Raw genomic sequence first — 20,405 nt, 5'->3', positions numbered from 1 at the left:
GGATTCCCGGTCGTCCCGGCCCCCGTTGGCTTCCGGAAACCAGGCGCTGACGCCCTCGCTAGACCCCCGAATCGACTTCCGGAAATAGGAGCGTGCCGTGACTGACGCGTTCACCACCTATAAGGCCGAGCTAGCCAAGCCCGGCCAGAAGCTCGGCGAGGCCACGCGCCGGAAATACACCCAACGTGTCCGTGCGTACCTGGATTGGCTCGAAACGGGCGATCACGATGGCGATCCGCTCACCGACGTCCACGCACGAGACGGTGCGGTCCGCGACTACCGCGTGATGCTGAAGACCCAGCACAAGCTCGCCGAGTCCACCCTGAACGGCTACCTCGCAGCGCTCGACGACTTCTACACCCGCCGCGGCATGGGCAGAGCCGACATCCGCCGCGGCCAGATCACCCGCCGGACCGCGCCGAAGGCCCTCGAGCGACGCGACGTCCTGCGCTACCTTCGCGCGATTGAACGCTGCGCATCCGCGCGCGACCGCGCGATCGGACTGCTTCCCTACCGCGCCGGCCTCCGTATCGGCGAAGTCGTGCGCCTCGACATCGACGACATCACCCTCTCCGCCCGCACCGGCAGCCTGCGCGTCACCGGTAAAGGGGGCGCCGGCGGCAAGATCCGCCACGTCGACATCCACTCGGAGCTCCGGGTGACACTGCGCGCCTGGCTCGATGAACGACCGAAGTGGGACGGGGGCACCCCCACGGCCGCGCTGTTCGTCAACGGGCGCCACGGAACCCGGCTCACCGACCGCACCGCGCGCGAGATCGTGTGCGGCTTCGGTTCCGACCTCGACTTCGCGCCGTTCGGTCCGCACGTGCTGCGCCACACCTTCGGCACCGAGCTCCGGCGAGCCGGCGTCGACCTGGCGACCATCGCCGAACTCATGGGCCACCGCAGCCTGGAAACCACCCGCCTCTACACCTTGCCCAGCGAGGAGGAGCGCCGTGCCGCGATCGAACGCCTGACCGTCGACGAGTAGCCCAACCCAACCTTGCCCCCTCCAGAACGGAGAACATCGTGTCGAGCACCACGATCGACCTGACCGTCCGGCCCTGCCCCGACCACACCGATCACCACCTGACCGGCCGGTGGAAGGCCTGCACCCCCTGCTCGGCGTGGGCCGCGAAGACCGCCCACTGCCGCAGCACGTTCGCAATGCCCGAGGGACACCTCAACCACCGCTCGCAGTTCGAGCCGACCGCGGCCCGGATTCGCACCCTCCGACCGGTCAAGCTCCTTCGCAGCAACGGAAAGACCTCGACGCTGCGGCCCGGCGAGTACTGCGCTCACGCCGCGGATAGCCGGCACGTCAGCGAGCTGCAGCTGCTTGTCCCGGGCTACGACCCCGGCGGACCCGAGCTGTACTGGCGGCGAATCAGCGGCGGCGCGTTCGTCTGCGAATGGGTCATCAGCTGCCTGCCCGACAGCGCTGTTGAGGTGCTCGGTGCATGGGAGGGCGACCGGTGACCCCCGAACTCCGTGCCCTTTGCGAAGCCACCGACCCGCAGACACTCAACGCCGTCATCGCGCACCTGCGTCGCAATGACGCTTTCCCCGGCATCAACGTCTGGTTCGCAGGCGTCCGCTTCGACCTCGCCGACGCCCTCGAGTACTGGGCCAACGATCCCGGCCGCGGACCCAACAACTCCGTCAATTCGGCGTTTGGCCCATGGCGCGACAGCGACCCGAACGCTCGTCAGGTAGCGGCTGAGGAGTTCCGCGCGATGGCCGATCAGTGCACCGACCCCAGCCAGTCTGCCCTGTGGTCCGCGCTTGCTGCCGAGGTGCTGGCCGACAGGCGAAACGCATGAGCGCATACGAACCAGTGGACCTGCAGCGCCGGCTCATCAACTTCGCCGCGCTCGTCCGCCTGTCCACCCCCGAGACCACCGGAGAGCAGCCGTGACCCTCTCAACCGTCCCGCAGATCGTTGAGTTCGCCGAGCGACTCGGCGACGCCACCAGCCTCGACCCGTTCTCCTGGAGCGGGCGCATCGACACCGACGGTGCGCTCTTCGTCGACAACGTCGAAGCCGCGGCCACCCCGGCAGAGATCGCCGGCGCCTGGGCGTGGCTGTTGTCCGACCAGCGAGCCCGCGAACTCACCGAACTCCAGGAAGCGGGCGTCTACCTCGGAGGCGCGTTCGTCGACCTGTTCAACGACGACGGCAGCGAGCGCACCACCGCACCCGTCCAGAACCTCGAACCCGGCGAGCGCGACCGCGCCCTCGCGTCCCTCATCGTGACCGCCGCGGCGCTGCGCCGGCGACTGCACGAGACCGCGGTCGCGATGGTCACGCTCATCGCCGAGAACGCCGCCGAACAGCGCGGCGACGACGAGGACGACGACCTGTGACGGGCCAGGAGCACCGCCTGCTGCGACGGCTCACGGACCTGTCGTGGCACGTCGCCGGCGGCCTCGAGCTCCGTCCCGCTGACAACCTCGATGGCCAGGCCGCGGATCCGGAACGGCTGGCTGCGATGCTCCGCTGGCTCGAGCGGCAGGCGCCTGCGGTCACCAACGCCGACGGGCCGCCGCCGCGCCTCAGCTACTGGCGCAGTACGCCCGACGGAGCCGAGGACACCCAGATCGCGTGGGAAGAACTCCCGGATCACCCTGAGGCGGTCCTCGACACCCTCGCGACGATCGCGCTCGAGGCGGCTATCGCGAAACGCGAACTCGACGCTGCCCTGTGGCAGTTCGCCCGGCTGTCCCGCTATGCGCCCGAGCTCGTGGGCGACCTGCCGGATCCCGTTCAGCAGTGATGTCGGCCCGGGACGGCGCACGTCCCGGGCCGACCAACCCTCAACCGAGAACAAGGAGACCACAGATCGTGCCTGTCGAGATCGCCGAGGTCGTCGTCGCGCACCGCCGCGACTACTGGGCCTGGGTCGAGCAGCACGCCGAGGAACCCAACCGCGGGATGCTGCTGCGTCTGCGGGACCACTGGCACAACATGAACGCGCGGTTCTTCGGTGGCCGCCTTCTCGAGCCCTATGTGACCCTGACCGAGCCGTCGCGGCCGGCGACCTACGGTCAGTGCTGCTACGCCTCATCGTGGGGCTCGCGGCTGGAGATCCGCATTCGGCCGTCCCTCTTAACCGGGACGCATCCGCGACTGTCCGGGCCCATCGCCGGCCGCCGTCTATTCGTCGACGACGTCCTCCTTCACGAGATGCTCCACCAGGAGGGCGCCGAGGTCACCGGCGTCGACGAGCCCGCCTACCACGGGCATGGACCCCACTTCGCCACTCGCGCGAACGACATCGGCGCCGTCCTCGGTCTGGCCACTGTCGTCGCTCGCAATCGCAACGGCAGCGACCTACCCCGAGCCGCCCAGTGGCCGCACAACGTCCGGCCCGCCGACTACTACCTCGGCGCCTACCACCCACCCGCGGCCGAGCCGCGCGGCGAACCCTGCCCGCATTGCAACGGCACCGGCCGCATCCCCGCCGAGGTGAGCGCATGACACGGCCCGTCGCCCAGGACGCCAGAGCGGCCGTCATCGGCAACCACCTGCTCGACTACCGGGCCCGGCACGGCGGCATGCCCCTCGTCCACCTCGCGCGGCAAATCGGTCTACCGCCGGTCACCCTCGCCGACATCGAAACCGGCCACCGCGCATCGACCTACACCCAGCTGCGCCAGATCGCCCGCGGCATCGCACCCAACCACAGCGCCGCCCTGCTCGCCCACTGGGTCGAACAACTCGGCGACCACGCCCCACAACCTGACGTCTGAAACGACGAGGCCGCTGACGAACATCCAAGCGTCGTCAGCGGCCACGGGCCCGTAACCCGACCCCAATCGTATCGCCGGGCCACCCGGCACCGAACACCCCGAACAGGAGCACCACATGCCCACCGACACCCCAACCATCGACGCCGACGAAGCCGTCCGCCTCGCCGAACAGGAGCGCGACGCCGCCCAGCTCGTCGTCAGCGACCTCGAGCGCCGCGCCGGCACCGACCCCCAGGTCGACGACGACCTGTTCCACCGCGCCAGCGACACCCTCCGCCGGGCTACCGCGGCCGTCCAGAACGCCATCGCCGGCCGCGACCGCCGCGACACCCGGGCCCGCGCCGAGCACTACCGGCAGCTCGGCAACGACGTCCGCGCTTTCCACGCCACCCAGGCCTCCGAAGTACAGATAGCCACCGACGACGCCGTCCGCGCCCTCGAGACGCTCTACGCCGCCGCCGAAGCCCGCAACACCACGCTGACCGAACTCATGACCCGCAACCAGGAAGCCGCCGCGCAAGCCACCCAGCACGGCGAGAAACTCACCCCCTACGGGCTGCCCGACACCCACCTCCACCGCGGCTCCGTCCTCGTCACAGACACCAGCGAAGGGAAACGCGCCTACCGGCCCGTCGAGCCCGCCGCGCTCCTCGCCCACGCCCTCCGCCGGGCCCTGCAGAACGAACGCGACCGCAACGGCGGCGCCCCCGCCTGGTCCGACGAATACGAAAGCGTCCTGGCTTCCGACGACGTCCCCGACCAGTTCGGCCTCGACCGCATCATCCGCTGAACCAGCCGGCCCGCGCCCCACTACTCCGGGGCGCGGGCCGGGACCCATGAACGAGGGGTACCCATGGAAGCACCCGAACCGGCCGGCCAGCCGAACGCCAAGACCAGCCGAACACCACACCGGCGACGGAACCACCCCGGCAGCCCCGCGCCGGACTACTCCGGCCTCCCCGACCTGCACGGCCTCACCGACATGCCACCGGCCGAACGCCTCGCCCTCATCAAGCAATGGACCCGAGGCAAGGCGAAAGCGGACCGCGACGACCGACTCCGCCGCGGTATCGGATCCCCGAACACCCACCGGGAACGCCAACTCTGGGGCGAAGCCATCGGCGACCGAGCTTTCGCCGACGACCAGCCGGACCGGCCCGCGTGACAGGTTCGACCGGTCCAACCCCCAAAACGCGCCCGCGCGAGACATCGATAAGTGACGGCAACCCGGCGGGTGGCCTCGCGCGCGGGCAGGCGTTGAACGGGCGAGGTAGCAGCAACCGGTTATTCGTCCGTGCGCAGGTGCCACCGGAGGAGCGCGCCCGCCTGGTCGCCACGCTCGGGGCCACCCTCCGGGCCGAGCGAGCACAGCGGGGCTTGTCACGGCGAGCGTTGGCCGTTCGTTCGACGGTGCACAGGACGACGATCGAACGCCTGGAGTGCGGGCAGTTGCGGCCACGGCCGAACACGCTGCGGGCGTTGGCGTTCGGCTTGAACCACCTCGAGTCGGACCCGATCGCCGAGCGCCTCATGGAGGCTGCCGGCGGGAGTCTGCGTGAGGACACCCCAGCTGGGCTGCGCCGGCGGAAGCGACGGATGGACGCGGCTCTGGCTCGCGCTTATTGGTTGCGGGGGCAGGTCGCGTTCGCGGCTGATGACGCACGCCGGTCGGCGTACCGGCTGATCGCCGACATGGCGAAGATCCCGGTCGAGCCGCTGCGGGCGCACTACACCCCAGAGCAGGCCGCATCCGAGCTCACGATGATCCGGCAGACCGAGGCCTTGCTGAACGCCGAGGACGCGGCGTGGCGCTGCTCTGACGGCCTGTTCTGGGCCCTGCGTGTGACGGCCGATCGGCACCCGCTCGATACGGCGCTCGTCGCGTGGGAGGCAAATCGACTGGGTGTGTCGCCCCGCTGGAAGCAATCCCGGGGTTGCCGGTAATCGGAGGCGCCTCATTCACAACGAGAGGAACCACGAGATGAGCACCAACCGTCAACGTCCATCGATGACCGAGGCCATCGCTGCGGCCATGGGAACGCCAGCCTCGGCGCCCCCACGGACGCAGGAGCGGGCGGGTATGCGCCGCCCGCCCGCTCGCCGACCGGGCGATCCAGCGCCGGCGAGCATGCTCGACGCGATCGAAAGCGCGATGGCGCCGGCAGAGGAGGAGTACGACCCGTGGACGCTGCCGGGAGTAGCGTCCGGCACTTACGAGGCAGTCGAGATGGCGATGCGTTCAGGTCGCCGATCCCCCAACATTGGAAGCCAATCACGGGATCATTCGCGGCATGACTGAGCCGATCACCGCAGACCAGGTCCAGCGCATCCTCGACGAGCATCCTCTGCTGAACGCTCACGGTGTCGGCCGCGGCAACGGCAGCCCGAAAGACCGCTACGAGGCGGTCATGGCCGAGCCGCTTCGCGGGGTCCGTCTCGAGGAAGTGGAAGCCGCCCGCGACTGGCTCACCTCGACCCGCGAGCCACGGAAGACGTTCAGTGGCGCGGCCTCGTCGTACCACTGGAAGCACGTCATGGAACGCGACGGTGCCGGCTACGTCACCAACGGCGCGTTCATCGTCGCCTGCTACCTCGCCGGGTTTCCAGTCGCAGAGAACGACGGGTTCAACCCTCGCTGCGGGATCCGCAAGGAGCCTCGCAGGTAGCGACTGCCCCCGAACTGTGTGGCCCCCGAGCTTTGGCCGTCGCCGCGCGCAATGCGGGGACACGCTGCGATTACGGCGACCCCGCGCTTCCCGGCAACTGGGCGCCAGCGAAGCCCTCGTCCCCCAAGTCGTCGGGACGAGGGCTTCACCATGTCTTCGCTCAGTCAGTGCCGATGCCTTTGCCAGTGAGGCTTCGCCGATTCACGCGACGCTCCGAGTAGGTAACCGGTCAGCATTGGCAGATGTTCATACCAACGCTGGACGGCTCTCGGAACGCCGGCCACACCCTCGAGCTCGACAGCCGCATTACTCGCGACTACTTCGGGGCTTTGGCTCCGGTCGACATCGGCGACATCGATCTGGCCGAAGCGATCCACACACTCAATTCCGACGCAGCCCGGTTCACCGTCGGGAGGTTGTCCGAGTTCACTAGCGAAGCAGAGCAGGTGGCAGGGTGGTTTCGGGATGCGGCCGGCACATTGGTCGCGCACAAGCAGCGTGCCTACGGTGCCGATCAGATACGTCTCCTCTGGCCGGTCCTCAGATCTGACGAACGGGCCACGCACGCCACGGCGATCGAGGGCGGCGACGGTTGGCCATTCCTCCGCTACGGCAGCGGGCCAATCTTGCCGCTAGCCGCAGTGTCCGTCGATCGCGCGACCTTCGGCTGGGGCTACTCAGGCAGTGGCCCGATCAACCTGTACAAAGCGCTCGTTTACGCCGTCACTGGCGAGGTGGTCGACGTTCATGGCCCGGAGCTGAACAAGCTCCCGAACTCGCTGTACGGCTGGATCACGCGTCTACCGAACCGCAGCGCCTTCCTGCTGCCATGGCGGGATCTCGTAGACAAAGTTCGAGCTGACGAGCCCATCAGGTCCGGTGCGATCCGGCCGAAGGATGCCGGAGACGCCGTCTGAGTCGCGATCAGACGGCACCGGTCGCGGGCATCCACTCTGCCGCTATGCGCTTTGCGTCCTTTAGCGGGTGGGGCCGCGGTACGTCGTGACCGTGCCGGCCGTGACGGTGCGCACCCCGGCGCCGCATGGCTACACGGCCCACACGATCTACGCCGACAGCCAAGCTGCCACCCGAGACGATCGCCGAGGACGTCGACCGCCTCCTCGCCGACGGCTTCATCGCCCCAATGCCGTCGGGGATCGTTTCACTTGAAACAACGCCCGACGCCGAGCGGGCCCAGCATGCAGTGGTCAGCCTTAGCCTGCCCGGCTCTAGGCGCTCAAGGGCACGCTCCCGGGCCACTGAGAAGCTCGCTGCCGATCTCTCACCTCGCCGGTCGCCATACCGATTGGGCAGGCATTCGGGCCCTCAGGGAGGACGTCATGGCCACCTACGAAGTCATGCTGAACAGCGGACGTGAGCTCCACTTCGATGCCGATCAGTACGCCGTGACCGGCGATGGCCAGATCGTGCTGATGACCGGCGAGCGCGAGACAGCGCGGATCGCATCCGGCGCCTGGTGGTACATCGGTCGTCCCGTCGAGCGCCCGCTGCCCGAGATCGAGGTCTCAACGCTCTCGAGGTAGCCGACGCCGGGAAGCGGTGACCACCATTCCGGGACCATCGCAGCTCATACTCCGTGGGTACGCTGCGGTTACGGCACCCCGCGCTTCCCGGCATGGGTGCCTGCCAGCCCTCGCCCCCACCTGTCGCGGCGAGGGCTTCGCCTTGCTCGAGCAGACCAGACGGCGAGTGCCCGGACCCATAGACCGTGGACACATTCTGTCGGTTCGCTGCGCTTAGCCGGCCCCGCCGCCGCGGCGGGGCCGAGGGGCCGTTCAGTCGAAGCCGATGTCGCCGCCGGTGAGTCGGGCGAGCTCGGCCCAGTCGCCGTCTTCCTTGGCCCACTGGATCCGGCGCTGCCGCATCTCTTCGTGCTCGGCGAGCTGGGCAGCGACTTCGGCGCGGGCTGCGGCGTACAGGTCGGCGTTCATGTGGCTCCTTAGGATTGCAACTTTGATAGTGCAAACGTAGCAAGGAGCGATCTAGAGATGCAACCCCAGATATGCAATCCTCTGAACATGACACCCGATGAAGCCCGCACCCAACTCCGCGCACTCCTCGCCGAGCGCCAACGCGTCACCGCCGAGCTCGACGAGCGCGTCGGCCAGGCCATCGCCGCGGCCGTCGAAGCCCCCATCCCCGTAGCCGAGATCGCCGAGATCGCTGGCCTTCACCGCAACACCGTCGGACGGATCGCCAAGCAGTACGGCGCCGGCGACGCCCGCAAGAACAACCGCCCGGCCAACCGGCCCCTGCCCACCACGAGCTAACCCAGAGCGCCGCAGGCCCCCTGAAGGGTCGCGCAGCTCTCTGCAGATGTCACTCGCCAGCTAGCCGATCATCGGGAACTGGATAGTCCCCTCGGTAGCCGTCGAGTACTTCCTGGTCCCCGAGCCGCCGACCGTGCTGGCCAAACCCCGGGACAGCGCTCACCGCGTTCCGCAGCCAATTCACTGGCATAACGGTGTACACCGCGCGGATGACCGCTTGACGGCGACTTCCCGGGTCGGCCGCTTTGGCGACGTCGACAGCCGCCCGCGGTCCGTAGTTGCGTAAGACCAGGGCGATGACATCTCCGGGTGCGCCAAACCGGTTGCAGACTGCCTCTGCAGTAGCGGTGTCCGCGCCGAGCGCCTCGAGGGCGACTCCGATTACGTGGGTTGTCAGGACCGGATCGTTGGCGATCACGGACACATGCCGCTCCTCGCAGGGCCCGCAGCCGAAGTACACCGCCGAGATAGCCTCCAGGAACGGCTGGACGTCGATCGGTTCGATGACCCCGGGCGGCGTTTCCCGATAGTCCTCGGCCTGGGATCCGTGCATCCGGAGCGCCGCGCCGGCGGGCAGCATGTGGCGCACTCCTCCTGATCGCAGCGGAGTGCCGTCGCAGGCCTGCACCGGGACCTTTGCCGTCTGCCATGCCCACTCCTCCGGGTCGATCATGGGTACCCCCAGTTTGATCCGCAGTGGTCCCCGTAAGCCTCGCGTCAGTCGAACGACGGCAGGACGGATTCACCTCGTTGCTCATCCACCTAGGGAAGAAAGCGCCCCGACCCCCTAAGGGAGTGGGGGGCGTGCGGGCGGCCATCACCGGGGTACCGGTCGGCCTGTAGATGGCCTCGGAAGGGTGGTCCCGCCCGCTGTGCTGCCTGCTCTACGCTCATCGGCGGTCCGTCGAGCTTCCCGGCACCCGGCGGACACGAACGCTCAGCGGCCCTCTCGCAGCCCCCGGAGAAGGCCGCTGACGCGCGTTTCCAGGGCGCAGCGGTGGTACCGGCTACCCCCGGGCACGAAAAAGGGCCCCGCCTCCCCCGAAGGGGAGACGAGGCCGGCGGGTGGGTGGACTAGTCGGTTCGATGAGGCCGCTTCGGTGGCACAGGCTTGCGAGCCGGAATCGGCCGGGGCAACCGCTGTTGCGTAATCGGATCCCGAACGCGCGTCCAGGTGTGGCCCTCGCGTTCGATCAGCGCCAGGATCTCAGCTGCCCGCGCATGGGTACAGGTTCGCGCTGACGTCTGGTTCGGCTGTCCGGCGTCGTGCAGTCGCTGGTCAGGAGCGTGCTCCCGGCAGCGGGCGCCGTCGATGTAGAGCCGGGTGTCGCGGCGTTCGCAGCCGACGATGTGGCATTCCCTGCGGGAGGGGCACATCGGCCACGGCTGCAGACCCTGCTCGTGATGGGGGTCGTCGGGGTCCGGGACACGTGGCGGGTAGGTACACACCGCGGTCCCGTCGGGGTTCAGGTGCCCGTTATCGCAGGTCCACGACATGCCTTCTACCGCGTCATCGCATCACCTGGCCGAGCGCCCGGTTGAGGGTGTCGGCGAGTTCCTTCGCTTCGGCGAGAGCGGCCTCGACCTGGTCGACCTTAGAGTTGTCGAGCAGCCACATCTGCGCCCGATTCTCGTCGGGGTTGTCGGAGTCGTCACGGACGACGGCGAGTCGCAACTGGCGGCGGCTCTCCCTCGTGGCGCGGTCCTGGATGACCGCCAGGTCCCGCAGGTTCTTCTCGGGGTCGACGACCATCTGGTCGCCAAATGCGGCGATGACGATCCACGTCGCGGGCTTCTCGACCGTCGTCGGGGTTCCGTTGGACATGCGTAATGCCTTTCTGTCCGGATGGGTGGGGGTCATCGATAAGGCGGCGCCTTGGTGGCGCCGCCCAACCGGCTACTTCGACTTGGTCTCGCCCGACTTGCCGTCGCCGACCTGGACCTTGCCGCCGCCGATCGTGATGCCGCCCGTCACCGTTCCCTCGTGGGCGGCACTGTTCCGGCCGTGCGTCCGCGCGCCGTGGTTGTCGTTGCTCATGTCGATCCCTTCCGCCGGGGACTGTCCCCGGCTCGGCTGCTGCACGACGCGAGGTTCGTGCAACGCCGGGCCGGGTCAGGCCGCCGCGACCAGAGCCGCCACATACAGGCACACCACATGCGCGGCCTGATCCGACAGGTACGCCCCGTTAATGCCGTGATCCGCGAGCCGCACGAACGGCCCCGACCCGGTGCGGTCCTGCCACCACACGACCGGCCAGCGACGGTCGATGAACGCGTGCGTCCCCGCCGAAACCGCCAGAGCGGCCAGTGCGCGCGACGGGCGCAGCTTCACGCCGGCCGCGGACAACCCCGCGAGCGCCACCGCCTGGCACGCCGTGTACGACGCGACATGCCCCGCCATGGCCCGCCAGCCCTTCGCGCCGTCGCTGGCTTTGTGTTGGGCCTGATGGTCGGTCTGCACCAGGTGATCCCCGGCCTGGTGCCCGGCCAGCAGTGCGAACCCGGCCGCGGCGAACGTCCCCCCTCTGTTCATCCCGGGCCTCCTCAGAAATCCGGGATGCCGGTGATGGGCCGCCCACCACCGGGGCATTCGGCTTCGGCGATGGGCTTCGCCGGATCGGTGTGGGCACCGATGGCCAAGATGCCGTCTTCAAGACGGTTAACGATGTGGGCTCGGAGTCCGCACTCAGGGCAGATGACTTCCATCTGGCCCTCGTAGGGGCTTTTGGGCATGGCGGTAGCTACTTCCTGGCCTGTAGGCCGTAGTGGGAAAACAGGCGGGGAGATTCCCCGCCTGCAATCAAGAAGCGGTCTCGGCAACCTCGGTCAGCACCCGCCACTCGCCGTAGCCGACGCTCTCGACCTTCGGCGGGTTCTCGTCGGCGAACTCCTTCAGCGCCTTCGAGGTCGTCGACAGCTTCACGTTCGCGTGCTGTGCGATCGCACCCGTGGCGGCCTGCCCCAGTTCGGTGATGGCTTTCAGCACCAGCTGCTTCTTGTCCGGCTCGGCCTTCGGAACCACCGTCAGGCGCTCACGTCCCGGCTTGCTGCTGGCCGCGGGTCCGCGGGCGCCCGGCTTATCGTCCAGCCAGTCCTGCAGCGCCGGGGACAACGCGGTGAACGGCGACAGCTCGCCGGCGGTCGCCAACCCGAACGCATCCGGCGTCAGGTCAGTACGGCCCGCGCAGGCCCGGGCGCCCGAGCCGAGCATGTACAGCATGCCTGCGGTCGTGGCCCCGGACGGGAACTCGGCGGGGATCGTCGCCGGGTCGACCGAGGACTGCCGGCCGAACCCGCTGACGCTGCCGTCGAGCGGATCGTTCGACCGGAACCCGAGCAGGTTTCCGCCGAGCAGCATCTTGCGGATCCGTCGCGACCGCAGCTGGTCGAGCAGCACCCCCTGCAGGTCCAGCCGCAGCTTGAACCCGCACTTGCGGGACATCTCCGAGAGCTCCTCGAGGCACTCGACGGCCCGCGGGATCGCGAGCACGGCACCGGCTTCGGCGACGGTCACGCAGATCAGGCTGAGGTCCTGTTCGCCGATGCGGGCCGGGCCCCAGTGACGCAGCGGGTCGAACGAGCTCACGCCCTCGCGCTCGCGACCATGGTCGTCGATCCACTGGACGTCGGCGAGGTACTCGTTGCGGGCGTACATCTCCGCGGTGAGCGCCTCGAGCAGATAGACGCCCTGCTCGGCGGACTTGGCGAAGCCGTGCGTGTTCTTCTTCCAGTCCGGCAGCGACTGCCCGTACTGGGCATCGATGACGAACGAGGACATGAACTCGGTGACCCGCTCGGTCCCCAGGAGCATGTTCTCCGTCTCGGACTTGCCGCCGCCCGTGGTGCCGTACAGCAGGTCGAACACCGGGCCGAACCCGGGCCGGTACCAGCGGTACATCATGGGCTGCCCGTCGCGGTACCGGCCGATCCGCATCAACCCGGTCGCCGGGTCGAACGTCGCAGCCGGCCCACCCCAGTGCTGGACCTTCTCCAGCGGGTCGACGGAGAACATCGACACCCGGAACAGGTGCTCCTCGTCGCCGTCGGCAGGCTCGAGCGCCACGTTGGACCGGCCGGTCCGGTAGGCCTTCACGATCCGCCGGCGGTTCTTGTCGCCGATCGCCTCGGAGCAGGTCAGTGCCGACTCGTCGTCGAGCTCGCCGAGCGCGGTCCAGCCGACGACCTCGCCGTCGGCGACGATGTCCTCGATGACGCCGAGCGTGGACGCCGGGATCGCGCCGCCGCTCTTGGCGACCTTCGTGTTCCAGATCTGCCGGCGTTCCTCGACCGGCACGTCCTCGGGCGGGCGCACCCGGTGGTGGTGGCGCCACTTGAACCAGCAGCCGATCAGGATCACCAGCCACACGCCGGGGAACATCGGCGGGCCCGGCGTCCACGCGGTCGCGACGATCAGCCACAGGCCGCTGAGGGTGTACACCGACCAGGCCCACAGCACGGCGTGGTCGAACGGACGCCACGAACCGCCCTTGCCGGGGACGAGCGTCTGGACGACCTGCATCCAGCGGGGCGTGTTCGGGCTGTCGATCTCGAGGCCGAGCCGGCGCAGCACCAGCCGGGCCAGGTCGTTGCGGTGCAGCCGCCAAGCGACCCACAGGCCTACGGGTGCCCACAGCACCGCCGCGGTGCGGGCGCCGACCGCCGGGCCGCTGGTGACGTGCAGCAGGAGGGCCAGCAAGGCGAGGCTGTTGGCGACGTAGAGGGGGCCGAGCATCCGGCGCCAGGCCCAGCCCTTACGCCAGGTCCAACGGCCGAGGCGGTACACCCGCTTACCGGTTCGCCAGATCGCCCGGGTCTTCCGCCACGGCTTACCGGCGGGCATCGACCCGAGCCCCTGGGGCCGGCGTCGGAACGGAAGCTTCATCGCGCGGAGGTTCCTTTCGGAGATAGCGCGAGCGGCGCCCGGAGAGTGGACGCCGCTCGCGGTCGAGGGGTTGGTGCGGGGTCAGGCGGTGGCGTAGGCGTCGCGGTCGGCCATCGAGTCGCGGCCACCCTCGAGGGCTTCCGCGGCTTCGCCGACGCTGCGGTGCTTCTGCAGGGCCGCCAGGCACTGCGTGGTGGCGTCCACGACGGTCTGGGCCGCGACGGCGGCCTGGTCGCAGAGGTCCTTGTAGGCCTGCTGCGCGTCGGCGACGGTGGTGAGCGGCCCGGTGACGTCCGACCCGAACCGGCTGGCGGTGGCCGCGTCCACTCGCGCGTTCGACGCGGTGGTCCGCTGGGCCGCGTGGTTCGCGGCTTCGGTGGCCTGGTCGACCGCGGCAGTCGCCTCGGTCTGCTCGGTGGTGGTTTCGTTGATCAGGGATTCGACGGTGGTCTCAGCGGCCATGGGGTTCTCCTTCTTCGCGTCGGGTCGTGCTTCTCGGTAGGGACAGTTGTGGCGGGCCCGGACGGCGGCGAGCGAGTCGTAACCGGTCTCGGTGGCGCCGCACTGGGCGCACGTCCAGTCGACGCGCGACCCGTTGTTCTCGGGGTTGGGCTCCCGCGGGGGCGGCGGACAGCTGTGGCTGCTCTGGGCGTTCTGGGCCGCCCACTCGGTGTGGAAACCACCACCACCCGCTCCGCAGCGGTTGCAGGCCCACGCCCACGACCGGTGCGCAGGACAGCCGGGCCGTCCGCAGCCGGGCGGCGTGCAGTCTGCGTGGTCGTTGTGGACCGTGCTCGTCTCGTCGTCGTAGTCCTCGTCGCCGGAGTCTGGGGCGTGGTGCCGGCCGCCGCGGCGGGAAGCCCCGGCCGGGTCGACCCATCCGCGTCGGCTCGCCCACCGGGCCCCGGCGTCCATGCCGTCCGGCCATGCCTCCTTCACGCCCGCGAAGAAGGCCCGCAGCCCGAGCCATGCCGCGGTGCCGATCGCGGCGGCGGCGATTCCGGCGCGCTTACCGGCGTTGGACGGCTTGGGCTCGACGCCCTTGGCCCAATTCGCGACGCGCTCTTTGTGGCCCGTCCAGACGCGGTTAGCGGTGGCTTTCGCGTCGCGATATCCGGCGCGCAGGCAATAGGCGGCTGCGACCAGCCCGATAATGAGCAGCAGCATTACCACCACCACCCGATCCGCCGCGCGAGGACGCACAGAACAGCGGTCAGAATGGCGACTCCGAGCAGGAACAGCCATGACTTGTTCGGCGTCTGGTCGCTCGTCTGGTCAGACTTCTGGTCGGTCTGGTCGCCGACCTGGTCGGGGTTCTGGTCCGGAGTCTGGTCGCCGACCTGGTCGGGGTTCTGGTCCGGAGTCTGGTCGGGGCCTGGTCGGGTCATCTGGTCACCCCACCCCGAACGCGGCGGCGACGGCCGACCCGACGCCGCCGGCGATGGCGGACAGGCACAGCGCGACGGCCGACCCGATCGCCCCGGGGATGGCCACACCGAAGATCGGGAGGGCCGCGCCGAGACCGAGGGTCGTGGTGTCGTACTCCTTCTTCGCGATCCGCTTGATGAGGAACACGAGGATCAGCCCGCCGATGATCGCGGCGAGCCCGACCCCGGTCCAACTGGCGACGAACGAGTCCGACGCCCACGAGACGACCGAGGTGATCGTGCGGTTGAGCCAGGCGCCGATGCCACCGGACAGCACGCCGATGGTTCCGCCGATGACGAGCACGAGGGTGAACCAGGGCGCCGGCCACGGGATCGACTTCGGCCACTTCTGCGGCTTGGGGAAGCCGTGGAACAGCACGGCCGCGATCAGCGCGAACACCCCGGCGGCGAGCGTGATGCCGCCTCCGATACTCATTGTGTCTCCTTTGTCTGCTTGACGGTCTGTTACGATCGGTCCTCGCGCGCACGCGCCCAGCGCCCACCGGGCTTGGGGCCCCGCGCGGAGTAAAACTTCGAGTGAAACTGCGGAGTGAAACTCACGCAGCGCGACGATCACCCCTCTCCCGGGCCCGCTGCCGCAGCAGACGTTCGAGCTCGGTCCACACGGGGTCGTGGGGGTCGCGGGCGACCCGGCGGAGTTCCTGCCACCAGACGTAAGCGGTGGCCATCGGCGTGGTGGCTTCGCGAAGGCGGTCACTGATCCGGCGCCGCCATGAATCGGTGTTGCGGCGCTGCCGCTGGGACGTCATCGGACCTCCTCACTGGTTCGGTCATTCGGGGCGTCGGTGGCGTTTGACGGCATCTGGGCTTCCAGGAGCGCAATGACCCGAAGTGCCTGACGCTTGGCGCACTTGCCGTCGGTCTCGACTCGGTAGCGCGAGAGGCCCTTGCCGGTGCGGATGACCTCTGCCTGCCATGCCGTCCAGAGCGCAGACGCGACCTCGTCGTCCGACCGGGCCAGCGTCTGGTCGGTCTTCTGGTCGCCGCCCCCGACCGGAACCTGGTCGGTCTTCTGGTCGCCTCCGACCAGGTCCGCCTGGTCGCGGTTCTGGTCGCCCGGCCTCGTCGTCTGGTCGGTCCGGCGACCAGACGGCTTCGCGGCCCGCAGGCGGGCCCGCTCCAAAGCCACTTCGAGACGTTCGATGTCGGCGCGGTGGCGCAATTCGATATCGGCGATCCGCGCCTCGTAGTGATCGGCGATCGCCTGCTTTTCCGCCTCGATCCCGGCGCGGGATTCCGCTTCCTTATCGAGCGCCATCGAGAGCGCCCGCGAGAAAGCGGCCCGATACACCGGGGCCGATTCGGCGAGGAAAACCAGCACGATCGGTGGAATGGAATGCAGAACGATTCCGGTCGGATCGGCCGGGCCGGCAACGCCCAGCGACTGCCAGGTGTTCAGCAGCCACGTGGCGCCCCCGGTGAAGATCCGGAGGATCGTCGGCCACCCGAACCCGAGGTGGACGCCTATCCGCGCCAGGAAGGCGTCGCCGTTGAACGCGGCGAACAGGGCGACGTCGACGATCGGCGCGAGGACCCACGCCACGTACCAGGGTGTGTCGTGGTTACGGGCGAGCTCGAAGACGTTGCCGGCCGAGAAGTACGCGACGAGCGCGAACACCACCCAGAGGGCGCCGTTCACTGCGCGCCCGGCACGTTCAACGCTCTTGACGTTGATGGGGGTGGTCACGGTCATGCCTCCGTTCAGAGGTTGTGGGTTACGCGGTGGTCCGGATCGCGGAGACCGCGAGGTACAGGAACAGCACGGCGGTGAGCAGCGCCCACCAGCTGTGCAATGCGGCGACCAGGCCCGTACCGACGAGCACGGTCAGTGCGGCCAGGCCGACGACCGCGGCGGGCCAGTTGCTCGGCCGGCGCAGGATCTCCGGGACCGCGGCCAGCGGGCGGACCGCGACGTCGAGCAGCCGAACCGGGGCGGTAGGCGTGGCGACCGGCACGACGGCGGTGCTCGGCTCGTGGCGGACGACGGTCATGACGCGCTCCGGGCCTTCACGAGGCGACGCCAGGCGGCGCCGAGGGTCAGGGCAGCCGGGTCGACGAGGATCGCGAAGACACCGAACAGGACGAAGAAGCGCCGCAGCGTTCCGACCTGGCTGCTCGAGGTGGCCAGCACCGTGGCGACGCTGTCCGGGACGTAGAGCCCGAACGCGATGAGCGCCGAGCCGATCAGGAGGGGCTTCCAGTACCAGCGCAGGAAGTGGGACATCATTGCTTCGCCTTCCGGGTGTGGTCGGTGAGTGGGGTTCGGTTGCCGTCGGCGTCCTTGACGGTTTGGCCGCGCTGCTCGTCGGCCGTGATGTGGCGGTCGCTCATCGGCTGTCCTTCAGGACGCGGACACCGAAGACGACGCCGGTCACCAGGGCGACCAGGCCGCAGCCGATGGAGATCGCGGGGCTCTCGGCGCGGATGCCGATGAACGAGAACGTCATCGAGACGACGGCCAGGGCCAGGTGGCGGCGCTTCATCGCGTCACCGCCGGGTGCCATTCGCCGTCGAGGGCGTAGCCGGTCGAGCGACCGTGATCGTCGAACACGTGGACGCGGCGCCCGAGCTGGGTGCTGGCCGAGATCGACCGGGCCGTCATGGTGGCGACCGTCTCGCTGCCGACCTCGACACGGCCTTCGTGTCGGCCGGGGTTTTCGATGTAGAAGCAGCCCACGGTCGTGGCCCACGACGGGACGGTCAGGATTCGGCGGTCGGCGGTCGCGGTGGCCATCACCGTTCACCGCCGAGCCGCTCGAGCGTGGCGCCGTGGTCGAACGCCTCCTGGGCATGCTCGTCACAGCCGTAAGCCGTGTACTCGGCGCCGTCGCTACGTCCGCCGCGCGCGACCGCGTGGATCTCGAACACGGCCCGCACGCCCGAGCTGTCGGGGCAGTACGTGCAGTAGAAGTCCGGCATCACGCGCTCCGCATCCAGTAGCCGGCCCGCAGCCGGTCGGCGGTGATTAGTTGCAGGGATCCGCTGGTGTCGCGGACGTACAGGTCTCGGCCGTCGACCTCGATGACCGTGATGCGACCGGCCTTCGCCGCGGCGGCGTCGTCGACGAGCGGCTCCCACACCTGGCCCTCGGTGGGCTCAGTCGATGCAGTAGCCGGCTCGGGCAGGTCCAGGTCGTCTCGGAGGATCCGCTGGGCGCCGAGCGCGGCCAGCGCCTGCGCCCGGTCGCGGCGGACCTCGGCAACGGACAAGCCCGTGAGCATCGCCACCAGTTCGTGGCTGAAGCCCTCGAAGCCCGTGAGGTGGACCGTGCGGCGCTGCTCCGGAGTGAGACGGGCCAGAGCCTCGGAGAGCCGGCCGATGGTTCCGATGCCGGCCATCAGTGGTTACCGCCGAAAGCGCCAGCGTCGAACATTCGAGTTAGCTCTTCCAGCGCAAACAGCCAGCCCTGACGAAACTCGCCCGTGGTGTCCTGTGCACGCTGCGGCCATCGCGCGGGATCGGTGTAGAACTCCCAGACCCTGCGGGCCACCCGGGCGCGCTCGGTCTGGCGCAACTCCTCTTCGCCGGGAACAGGTGCGGCCACGATCGGACTGACGAAGTCCTCGACCTCGAAACCGTCGGGCAGCTCGAGGAGCTCCGCGGCGATCAGTTCCTCGACGACGAACTGGCCCGCTTCGCGCGCGGCCCGGTTCGGCAGGTACTTGTCGGCGAGCGCAGCCTGCACGATCGGAACAGCAACGTCGCGGATGTCGCTCATGACGCCACCGCCGTAGACGAGCGGAGCGCTGCGAGCGCCTGCCGCTGGCGGCGGACGATGGTGATCTGCTTGACGCCGAGCAGGTCGGCGCAGACATCCAGCGTGAGTCCCTCCAGGAACCGCAGCTGGATCGTGCGGCGCTGCGTCTCCGGCAGTCGCGACAAAGCCACGGCCAGGTCAGCACGCAGCGGTAGGCGCGGCGCGAGCAACGGCGGAGCAGGGAACTGGCGCTCACCCTTGGCGACGAGTCGCCGGTACGGGACTGGCGCGGGAAGTCTGAGTTGCCGGTGCACCTCGTGGCCGGCCCGCAGGTACGCCCGGCGGTCGAGGACGTAGTCCCCGACCGCGCAGGCAGCACGCCCCGTGAGCCACGATCCGATGCCGTCGACGGTTCCGTCGTAGTCGCCGGACTGCGCCAGCGCCCGCAGGAAAGTCTCCTGAACCAGGTCCTCGACGGCGTAGTACTCCATCACCCGCGAAGCGACGTAGCGGGTGATCCAACCCCGGTGCTCGAGGTAGACATCGACGAACGGAACGCCGGCCAAGGCGCAGCTCATGACGGCTCCCCGTGGACGAGGGCCATCGCGCCGGACAGCGCGGCCTGCAGGGCTGCGGCTTCGTCGGCGTCCAGGCAGGGCCCGGGGAGATCGTCGTAGCGGGCTACCCCTCCACGGCAGTCAAGCCGGTCGGAGCCAAGGGCAAAGCTGGGCTGGTCGGTGTTGGTCGCGTTGACCCACACGACGATGCAACGGCTCGTGGAGCCAACTTCGACTTCCACGGTGCAGCCGTGCGTCACCCACACATCGGTGCCGTCGGTCTCGACGCCGTGCTCCTGCGAGCACCAGGTAGGGCAGATAAGGATCGCAGGGTCGAGAACGGAGGCGGTCATCAGGCCACCCGTCCGGCAACAGCATCGGTCGCCCGCTGCAACGCGACCGCAAGCGCCGCAGCTTCGGCCATCTCCATATCGCCGCCGACGGGCATACCGTCGTAGCGGAAGATCTCTCCGTTGCAGTCAGGCCTATCGAAACCGACACGAAGGCGCGGCGCGCTGTCCTCGCACGAGTCGACCCACACCACGGCGCTGCGGTCGGTGTCGTCGATGGGCACCTCGAACGTGGCGCTGTGCGGAACCCAGGGCTGCCCGCAGTCGTCCGCTACTCCGTGCGTGCGGTCACACCATGACGGGTGCAGTAGCGGGTTGAGGTCGAACACCTCAGCGGTCACAGGGCCACCGCCGCGGTTAGGGCAGCCGCCAGGGCAGTCAGTTCGTCGATCGGGCCCTGATGCACGACGCTGTCGCGTCCTTCGGGCGTGACCGTGACGATCGCGTAGCCGGGGTCGTTGGCGTCGACCTCGGCCGGGCGGCCGGGGTGGATGATGTAGGAGCCGCTGTTCAGATCGGTGACGACGGTGAACTGGCCATGCTGCGTGGCGTGCACGCCGCGGCAAAAGCCCTCGCTACCGCCATCGGCGTAGTCGATGTGCTGGTGGGTGTTGCACCACCGCTGGCACAGCGGGGCGGAGTCGACGGTTTCCGGGTTGTGCGACAGAATCTGAGTCACGACTGCTCCTGGGTGATGAGGAGATGGGTCGAGGGGCTGGCCGGCGCTGCAATCGCCGTCCGGCCCCTTTTCGCTGTCTGGG

General features: G+C 69.2%; 37 protein-coding genes and 1 pseudogene. 15 read left to right on the top strand and 23 right to left on the bottom strand.

The window, feature by feature from the left end:
- Positions 1-97 precede the first annotated feature (97 nt).
- The 14 genes and pseudogenes from FL583_RS15600 to FL583_RS15550 all read left to right on the top strand — a co-directional run bounded on the left by FL583_RS15600 (position 98) and on the right by FL583_RS15550 (position 7,963).
- Complete coding sequence (locus tag FL583_RS15600; protein WP_142705348.1) at positions 98-991, top strand: tyrosine-type recombinase/integrase; 894 nt, start codon at positions 98-100, stop codon at positions 989-991.
- A 38-nt stretch (positions 992-1,029) separates the two neighbouring features.
- Positions 1,030-1,479, top strand: coding sequence for a hypothetical protein (locus FL583_RS15595; protein ID WP_142705347.1), 450 nt, complete (start codon positions 1,030-1,032; stop codon positions 1,477-1,479).
- Positions 1,476-1,823 (top strand): hypothetical protein, encoded by a 348-nt coding sequence (locus FL583_RS40130; protein ID WP_170323664.1) that lies wholly within the window; start codon positions 1,476-1,478, stop codon positions 1,821-1,823. The genes FL583_RS15595 and FL583_RS40130 overlap by 4 nt, the downstream gene beginning before the upstream one ends.
- Before the next feature lie 91 nt (positions 1,824-1,914).
- A complete protein-coding gene (locus tag FL583_RS15590) occupies positions 1,915-2,367 on the top strand; it encodes a hypothetical protein (protein WP_142705346.1) in 453 nt (150 codons plus the stop codon).
- On the top strand, positions 2,364-2,777 hold the full coding sequence (locus FL583_RS15585) for a hypothetical protein (RefSeq protein WP_142705345.1): 414 nt from the start codon (positions 2,364-2,366) through the stop codon (positions 2,775-2,777). Before FL583_RS15590 ends, FL583_RS15585 begins: the two co-directional genes overlap by 4 nt.
- A gap of 68 nt (positions 2,778-2,845) precedes the next feature.
- A complete protein-coding gene (locus FL583_RS15580; RefSeq protein ID WP_142705344.1) occupies positions 2,846-3,481 on the top strand; it encodes a SprT family zinc-dependent metalloprotease in 636 nt (211 codons plus the stop codon).
- Positions 3,478-3,753 carry a helix-turn-helix domain-containing protein gene (locus FL583_RS15575; RefSeq protein WP_142705343.1) on the top strand — a complete coding sequence of 92 codons (276 nt, stop codon included), beginning with the start codon at positions 3,478-3,480 and terminating at the stop codon, positions 3,751-3,753. Before FL583_RS15580 ends, FL583_RS15575 begins: the two co-directional genes overlap by 4 nt.
- Positions 3,754-3,868: 115 nt before the next feature.
- On the top strand, positions 3,869-4,543 hold the full coding sequence (locus tag FL583_RS15570; RefSeq protein ID WP_142705342.1) for a hypothetical protein: 675 nt from the start codon (positions 3,869-3,871) through the stop codon (positions 4,541-4,543).
- Between the two features lie 63 nt (positions 4,544-4,606).
- Positions 4,607-4,918, top strand: coding sequence for a hypothetical protein (locus FL583_RS40125; protein WP_170323663.1), 312 nt, complete (start codon positions 4,607-4,609; stop codon positions 4,916-4,918).
- Positions 4,915-5,226, top strand: a pseudogene (locus FL583_RS42925) (helix-turn-helix domain-containing protein); the annotation flags it as partial. The gene FL583_RS40125 and the pseudogene FL583_RS42925, both read left to right, overlap by 4 nt.
- A gap of 123 nt (positions 5,227-5,349) precedes the next feature.
- Positions 5,350-5,697, top strand: a complete 348-nt coding sequence (locus FL583_RS41655) for a hypothetical protein (protein ID WP_240746700.1) — start codon at positions 5,350-5,352, stop codon at positions 5,695-5,697.
- 347 nt (positions 5,698-6,044) lie between these two features.
- Entirely contained in the window at positions 6,045-6,419 is a 375-nt protein-coding gene (locus FL583_RS15560) for a hypothetical protein (protein ID WP_142705340.1), read from the top strand.
- A 242-nt stretch (positions 6,420-6,661) separates the two neighbouring features.
- A complete protein-coding gene (locus FL583_RS15555) occupies positions 6,662-7,336 on the top strand; it encodes a hypothetical protein (RefSeq protein WP_142705339.1) in 675 nt (224 codons plus the stop codon).
- A 423-nt stretch (positions 7,337-7,759) separates the two neighbouring features.
- Positions 7,760-7,963 carry a hypothetical protein gene (locus tag FL583_RS15550; RefSeq protein ID WP_142705338.1) on the top strand — a complete coding sequence of 68 codons (204 nt, stop codon included), beginning with the start codon at positions 7,760-7,762 and terminating at the stop codon, positions 7,961-7,963.
- Positions 7,964-8,215: 252 nt separating this feature from the next.
- Here FL583_RS15550 and FL583_RS40120 read toward each other — a convergent pair whose 3' ends face one another.
- Entirely contained in the window at positions 8,216-8,371 is a 156-nt protein-coding gene (locus tag FL583_RS40120) for a hypothetical protein (RefSeq protein WP_170323661.1), read from the bottom strand.
- Positions 8,372-8,458: 87 nt separating this feature from the next.
- Here FL583_RS40120 and FL583_RS15545 point away from each other — a divergent pair, with 87 nt between their 5' ends.
- Positions 8,459-8,710 (top strand): hypothetical protein, encoded by a 252-nt coding sequence (locus tag FL583_RS15545; protein WP_142705337.1) that lies wholly within the window; start codon positions 8,459-8,461, stop codon positions 8,708-8,710.
- Positions 8,711-8,759: 49 nt separating this feature from the next.
- Here the strand turns inward: FL583_RS15545 and FL583_RS15540 are convergent, their stop codons facing one another.
- The 22 genes from FL583_RS15540 to FL583_RS15445 form a co-directional block, all read right to left on the bottom strand.
- Entirely contained in the window at positions 8,760-9,383 is a 624-nt protein-coding gene (locus FL583_RS15540) for a hypothetical protein (RefSeq protein WP_142705336.1), read from the bottom strand.
- Positions 9,384-10,220: 837 nt separating this feature from the next.
- The gene (locus FL583_RS15535; RefSeq protein ID WP_142705335.1) at positions 10,221-10,571 is read right to left on the bottom strand and encodes a hypothetical protein; all 351 of its coding nucleotides are present in this window, start codon (positions 10,569-10,571) and stop codon (positions 10,221-10,223) included.
- A 36-nt stretch (positions 10,572-10,607) separates the two neighbouring features.
- Positions 10,608-10,748: a hypothetical protein gene (locus FL583_RS40115; protein WP_170323660.1), complete on the bottom strand. Its 141-nt coding sequence runs from the start codon at positions 10,746-10,748 to the stop codon at positions 10,608-10,610.
- Between the two features lie 75 nt (positions 10,749-10,823).
- Complete coding sequence (locus tag FL583_RS15530; RefSeq protein WP_142705334.1) at positions 10,824-11,243, bottom strand: DUF3307 domain-containing protein; 420 nt, start codon at positions 11,241-11,243, stop codon at positions 10,824-10,826.
- Between the two features lie 11 nt (positions 11,244-11,254).
- Complete coding sequence (locus FL583_RS15525; protein WP_142705333.1) at positions 11,255-11,443, bottom strand: hypothetical protein; 189 nt, start codon at positions 11,441-11,443, stop codon at positions 11,255-11,257.
- A 67-nt stretch (positions 11,444-11,510) separates the two neighbouring features.
- Positions 11,511-13,592: a helix-turn-helix domain-containing protein gene (locus FL583_RS15520; RefSeq protein WP_142705332.1), complete on the bottom strand. Its 2,082-nt coding sequence runs from the start codon at positions 13,590-13,592 to the stop codon at positions 11,511-11,513.
- Between the two features lie 81 nt (positions 13,593-13,673).
- Entirely contained in the window at positions 13,674-14,759 is a 1,086-nt protein-coding gene (locus FL583_RS15515; protein WP_142705331.1) for a hypothetical protein, read from the bottom strand.
- On the bottom strand, positions 14,759-14,980 hold the full coding sequence (locus tag FL583_RS15510) for a DUF2339 domain-containing protein (protein ID WP_142705330.1): 222 nt from the start codon (positions 14,978-14,980) through the stop codon (positions 14,759-14,761). The genes FL583_RS15515 and FL583_RS15510 overlap by 1 nt, the downstream gene beginning before the upstream one ends.
- A 4-nt stretch (positions 14,981-14,984) precedes the next feature.
- A complete protein-coding gene (locus FL583_RS15505) occupies positions 14,985-15,455 on the bottom strand; it encodes a hypothetical protein (protein ID WP_142705329.1) in 471 nt (156 codons plus the stop codon).
- A 121-nt stretch (positions 15,456-15,576) separates the two neighbouring features.
- Positions 15,577-15,789, bottom strand: a complete 213-nt coding sequence (locus FL583_RS15500) for a hypothetical protein (RefSeq protein WP_142705328.1) — start codon at positions 15,787-15,789, stop codon at positions 15,577-15,579.
- Positions 15,786-16,733 carry a hypothetical protein gene (locus FL583_RS15495; RefSeq protein ID WP_170323659.1) on the bottom strand — a complete coding sequence of 316 codons (948 nt, stop codon included), beginning with the start codon at positions 16,731-16,733 and terminating at the stop codon, positions 15,786-15,788. The genes FL583_RS15500 and FL583_RS15495 overlap by 4 nt, the downstream gene beginning before the upstream one ends.
- A 22-nt stretch (positions 16,734-16,755) precedes the next feature.
- On the bottom strand, positions 16,756-17,031 hold the full coding sequence (locus FL583_RS15490; protein WP_142705326.1) for a hypothetical protein: 276 nt from the start codon (positions 17,029-17,031) through the stop codon (positions 16,756-16,758).
- Positions 17,028-17,267, bottom strand: a complete 240-nt coding sequence (locus FL583_RS15485) for a hypothetical protein (RefSeq protein WP_142705325.1) — start codon at positions 17,265-17,267, stop codon at positions 17,028-17,030. The genes FL583_RS15490 and FL583_RS15485 overlap by 4 nt, the downstream gene beginning before the upstream one ends.
- Before the next feature lie 100 nt (positions 17,268-17,367).
- The gene (locus tag FL583_RS40110) at positions 17,368-17,523 is read right to left on the bottom strand and encodes a hypothetical protein (RefSeq protein ID WP_170323658.1); all 156 of its coding nucleotides are present in this window, start codon (positions 17,521-17,523) and stop codon (positions 17,368-17,370) included.
- Positions 17,520-17,774: a hypothetical protein gene (locus tag FL583_RS15480; protein ID WP_142705324.1), complete on the bottom strand. Its 255-nt coding sequence runs from the start codon at positions 17,772-17,774 to the stop codon at positions 17,520-17,522. The genes FL583_RS40110 and FL583_RS15480 overlap by 4 nt, the downstream gene beginning before the upstream one ends.
- Complete coding sequence (locus FL583_RS15475; protein ID WP_142705323.1) at positions 17,774-17,959, bottom strand: hypothetical protein; 186 nt, start codon at positions 17,957-17,959, stop codon at positions 17,774-17,776. Before FL583_RS15475 ends, FL583_RS15480 begins: the two co-directional genes overlap by 1 nt.
- A complete protein-coding gene (locus FL583_RS15470; protein ID WP_142705322.1) occupies positions 17,959-18,378 on the bottom strand; it encodes a sigma factor-like helix-turn-helix DNA-binding protein in 420 nt (139 codons plus the stop codon). Before FL583_RS15470 ends, FL583_RS15475 begins: the two co-directional genes overlap by 1 nt.
- Positions 18,378-18,758, bottom strand: a complete 381-nt coding sequence (locus tag FL583_RS15465; protein ID WP_142705321.1) for a hypothetical protein — start codon at positions 18,756-18,758, stop codon at positions 18,378-18,380. Before FL583_RS15465 ends, FL583_RS15470 begins: the two co-directional genes overlap by 1 nt.
- Complete coding sequence (locus FL583_RS15460; RefSeq protein WP_142705320.1) at positions 18,755-19,315, bottom strand: sigma-70 family RNA polymerase sigma factor; 561 nt, start codon at positions 19,313-19,315, stop codon at positions 18,755-18,757. The genes FL583_RS15465 and FL583_RS15460 overlap by 4 nt, the downstream gene beginning before the upstream one ends.
- Complete coding sequence (locus FL583_RS15455; protein WP_142705319.1) at positions 19,312-19,647, bottom strand: DUF6907 domain-containing protein; 336 nt, start codon at positions 19,645-19,647, stop codon at positions 19,312-19,314. The genes FL583_RS15460 and FL583_RS15455 overlap by 4 nt, the downstream gene beginning before the upstream one ends.
- Positions 19,647-19,985: a hypothetical protein gene (locus FL583_RS15450; RefSeq protein ID WP_142705318.1), complete on the bottom strand. Its 339-nt coding sequence runs from the start codon at positions 19,983-19,985 to the stop codon at positions 19,647-19,649. Before FL583_RS15450 ends, FL583_RS15455 begins: the two co-directional genes overlap by 1 nt.
- Positions 19,982-20,323 (bottom strand): hypothetical protein, encoded by a 342-nt coding sequence (locus FL583_RS15445; RefSeq protein ID WP_142705317.1) that lies wholly within the window; start codon positions 20,321-20,323, stop codon positions 19,982-19,984. Before FL583_RS15445 ends, FL583_RS15450 begins: the two co-directional genes overlap by 4 nt.
- Between the last annotated feature and the right edge of the window lie 82 nt (positions 20,324-20,405).

The organism is Cryptosporangium phraense, from assembly GCF_006912135.1.
GTDB lineage: Bacteria > Actinomycetota > Actinomycetes > Mycobacteriales > Cryptosporangiaceae > Cryptosporangium > Cryptosporangium phraense.
This window is presented reverse-complemented; position numbering and strand designations above follow the sequence as displayed.

Coding starts and splice junctions, on each gene's coding strand:
- FL583_RS15495 (WP_170323659.1), bottom strand. CDS start 16,733: ATGACCGTGACCACCCCCATCAACGTCAAGAGCGTTGAACGTGCCGGG.
- FL583_RS15540 (WP_142705336.1), bottom strand. CDS start 9,383: ATGATCGACCCGGAGGAGTGGGCATGGCAGACGGCAAAGGTCCCGGTG.
- FL583_RS15525 (WP_142705333.1), bottom strand. CDS start 11,443: ATGCCCAAAAGCCCCTACGAGGGCCAGATGGAAGTCATCTGCCCTGAG.
- FL583_RS15545 (WP_142705337.1), top strand. CDS start 8,459: ATGACACCCGATGAAGCCCGCACCCAACTCCGCGCACTCCTCGCCGAG.
- FL583_RS40125 (WP_170323663.1), top strand. CDS start 4,607: ATGGAAGCACCCGAACCGGCCGGCCAGCCGAACGCCAAGACCAGCCGA.
- FL583_RS15515 (WP_142705331.1), bottom strand. CDS start 14,759: ATGCTGCTGCTCATTATCGGGCTGGTCGCAGCCGCCTATTGCCTGCGC.
- FL583_RS15485 (WP_142705325.1), bottom strand. CDS start 17,267: ATGATGTCCCACTTCCTGCGCTGGTACTGGAAGCCCCTCCTGATCGGC.
- FL583_RS15575 (WP_142705343.1), top strand. CDS start 3,478: ATGACACGGCCCGTCGCCCAGGACGCCAGAGCGGCCGTCATCGGCAAC.
- FL583_RS40115 (WP_170323660.1), bottom strand. CDS start 10,748: ATGAGCAACGACAACCACGGCGCGCGGACGCACGGCCGGAACAGTGCC.
- FL583_RS15465 (WP_142705321.1), bottom strand. CDS start 18,758: ATGAGCGACATCCGCGACGTTGCTGTTCCGATCGTGCAGGCTGCGCTC.
- FL583_RS15460 (WP_142705320.1), bottom strand. CDS start 19,315: ATGAGCTGCGCCTTGGCCGGCGTTCCGTTCGTCGATGTCTACCTCGAG.
- FL583_RS15570 (WP_142705342.1), top strand. CDS start 3,869: ATGCCCACCGACACCCCAACCATCGACGCCGACGAAGCCGTCCGCCTC.
- FL583_RS15555 (WP_142705339.1), top strand. CDS start 6,662: ATGTTCATACCAACGCTGGACGGCTCTCGGAACGCCGGCCACACCCTC.
- FL583_RS15560 (WP_142705340.1), top strand. CDS start 6,045: ATGACTGAGCCGATCACCGCAGACCAGGTCCAGCGCATCCTCGACGAG.
- FL583_RS15500 (WP_142705328.1), bottom strand. CDS start 15,789: ATGACGTCCCAGCGGCAGCGCCGCAACACCGATTCATGGCGGCGCCGG.
- FL583_RS15550 (WP_142705338.1), top strand. CDS start 7,760: ATGGCCACCTACGAAGTCATGCTGAACAGCGGACGTGAGCTCCACTTC.
- FL583_RS15535 (WP_142705335.1), bottom strand. CDS start 10,571: ATGACCCCCACCCATCCGGACAGAAAGGCATTACGCATGTCCAACGGA.
- FL583_RS40120 (WP_170323661.1), bottom strand. CDS start 8,371: ATGAACGCCGACCTGTACGCCGCAGCCCGCGCCGAAGTCGCTGCCCAG.
- FL583_RS41655 (WP_240746700.1), top strand. CDS start 5,350: ATGGACGCGGCTCTGGCTCGCGCTTATTGGTTGCGGGGGCAGGTCGCG.
- FL583_RS15520 (WP_142705332.1), bottom strand. CDS start 13,592: ATGAAGCTTCCGTTCCGACGCCGGCCCCAGGGGCTCGGGTCGATGCCC.
- FL583_RS15455 (WP_142705319.1), bottom strand. CDS start 19,647: ATGACCGCCTCCGTTCTCGACCCTGCGATCCTTATCTGCCCTACCTGG.
- FL583_RS15505 (WP_142705329.1), bottom strand. CDS start 15,455: ATGAGTATCGGAGGCGGCATCACGCTCGCCGCCGGGGTGTTCGCGCTG.
- FL583_RS15530 (WP_142705334.1), bottom strand. CDS start 11,243: ATGAACAGAGGGGGGACGTTCGCCGCGGCCGGGTTCGCACTGCTGGCC.
- FL583_RS15480 (WP_142705324.1), bottom strand. CDS start 17,774: ATGGCCACCGCGACCGCCGACCGCCGAATCCTGACCGTCCCGTCGTGG.
- FL583_RS15490 (WP_142705326.1), bottom strand. CDS start 17,031: ATGACCGTCGTCCGCCACGAGCCGAGCACCGCCGTCGTGCCGGTCGCC.
- FL583_RS40110 (WP_170323658.1), bottom strand. CDS start 17,523: ATGAAGCGCCGCCACCTGGCCCTGGCCGTCGTCTCGATGACGTTCTCG.
- FL583_RS15475 (WP_142705323.1), bottom strand. CDS start 17,959: ATGCCGGACTTCTACTGCACGTACTGCCCCGACAGCTCGGGCGTGCGG.
- FL583_RS15510 (WP_142705330.1), bottom strand. CDS start 14,980: ATGACCCGACCAGGCCCCGACCAGACTCCGGACCAGAACCCCGACCAG.
- FL583_RS15470 (WP_142705322.1), bottom strand. CDS start 18,378: ATGGCCGGCATCGGAACCATCGGCCGGCTCTCCGAGGCTCTGGCCCGT.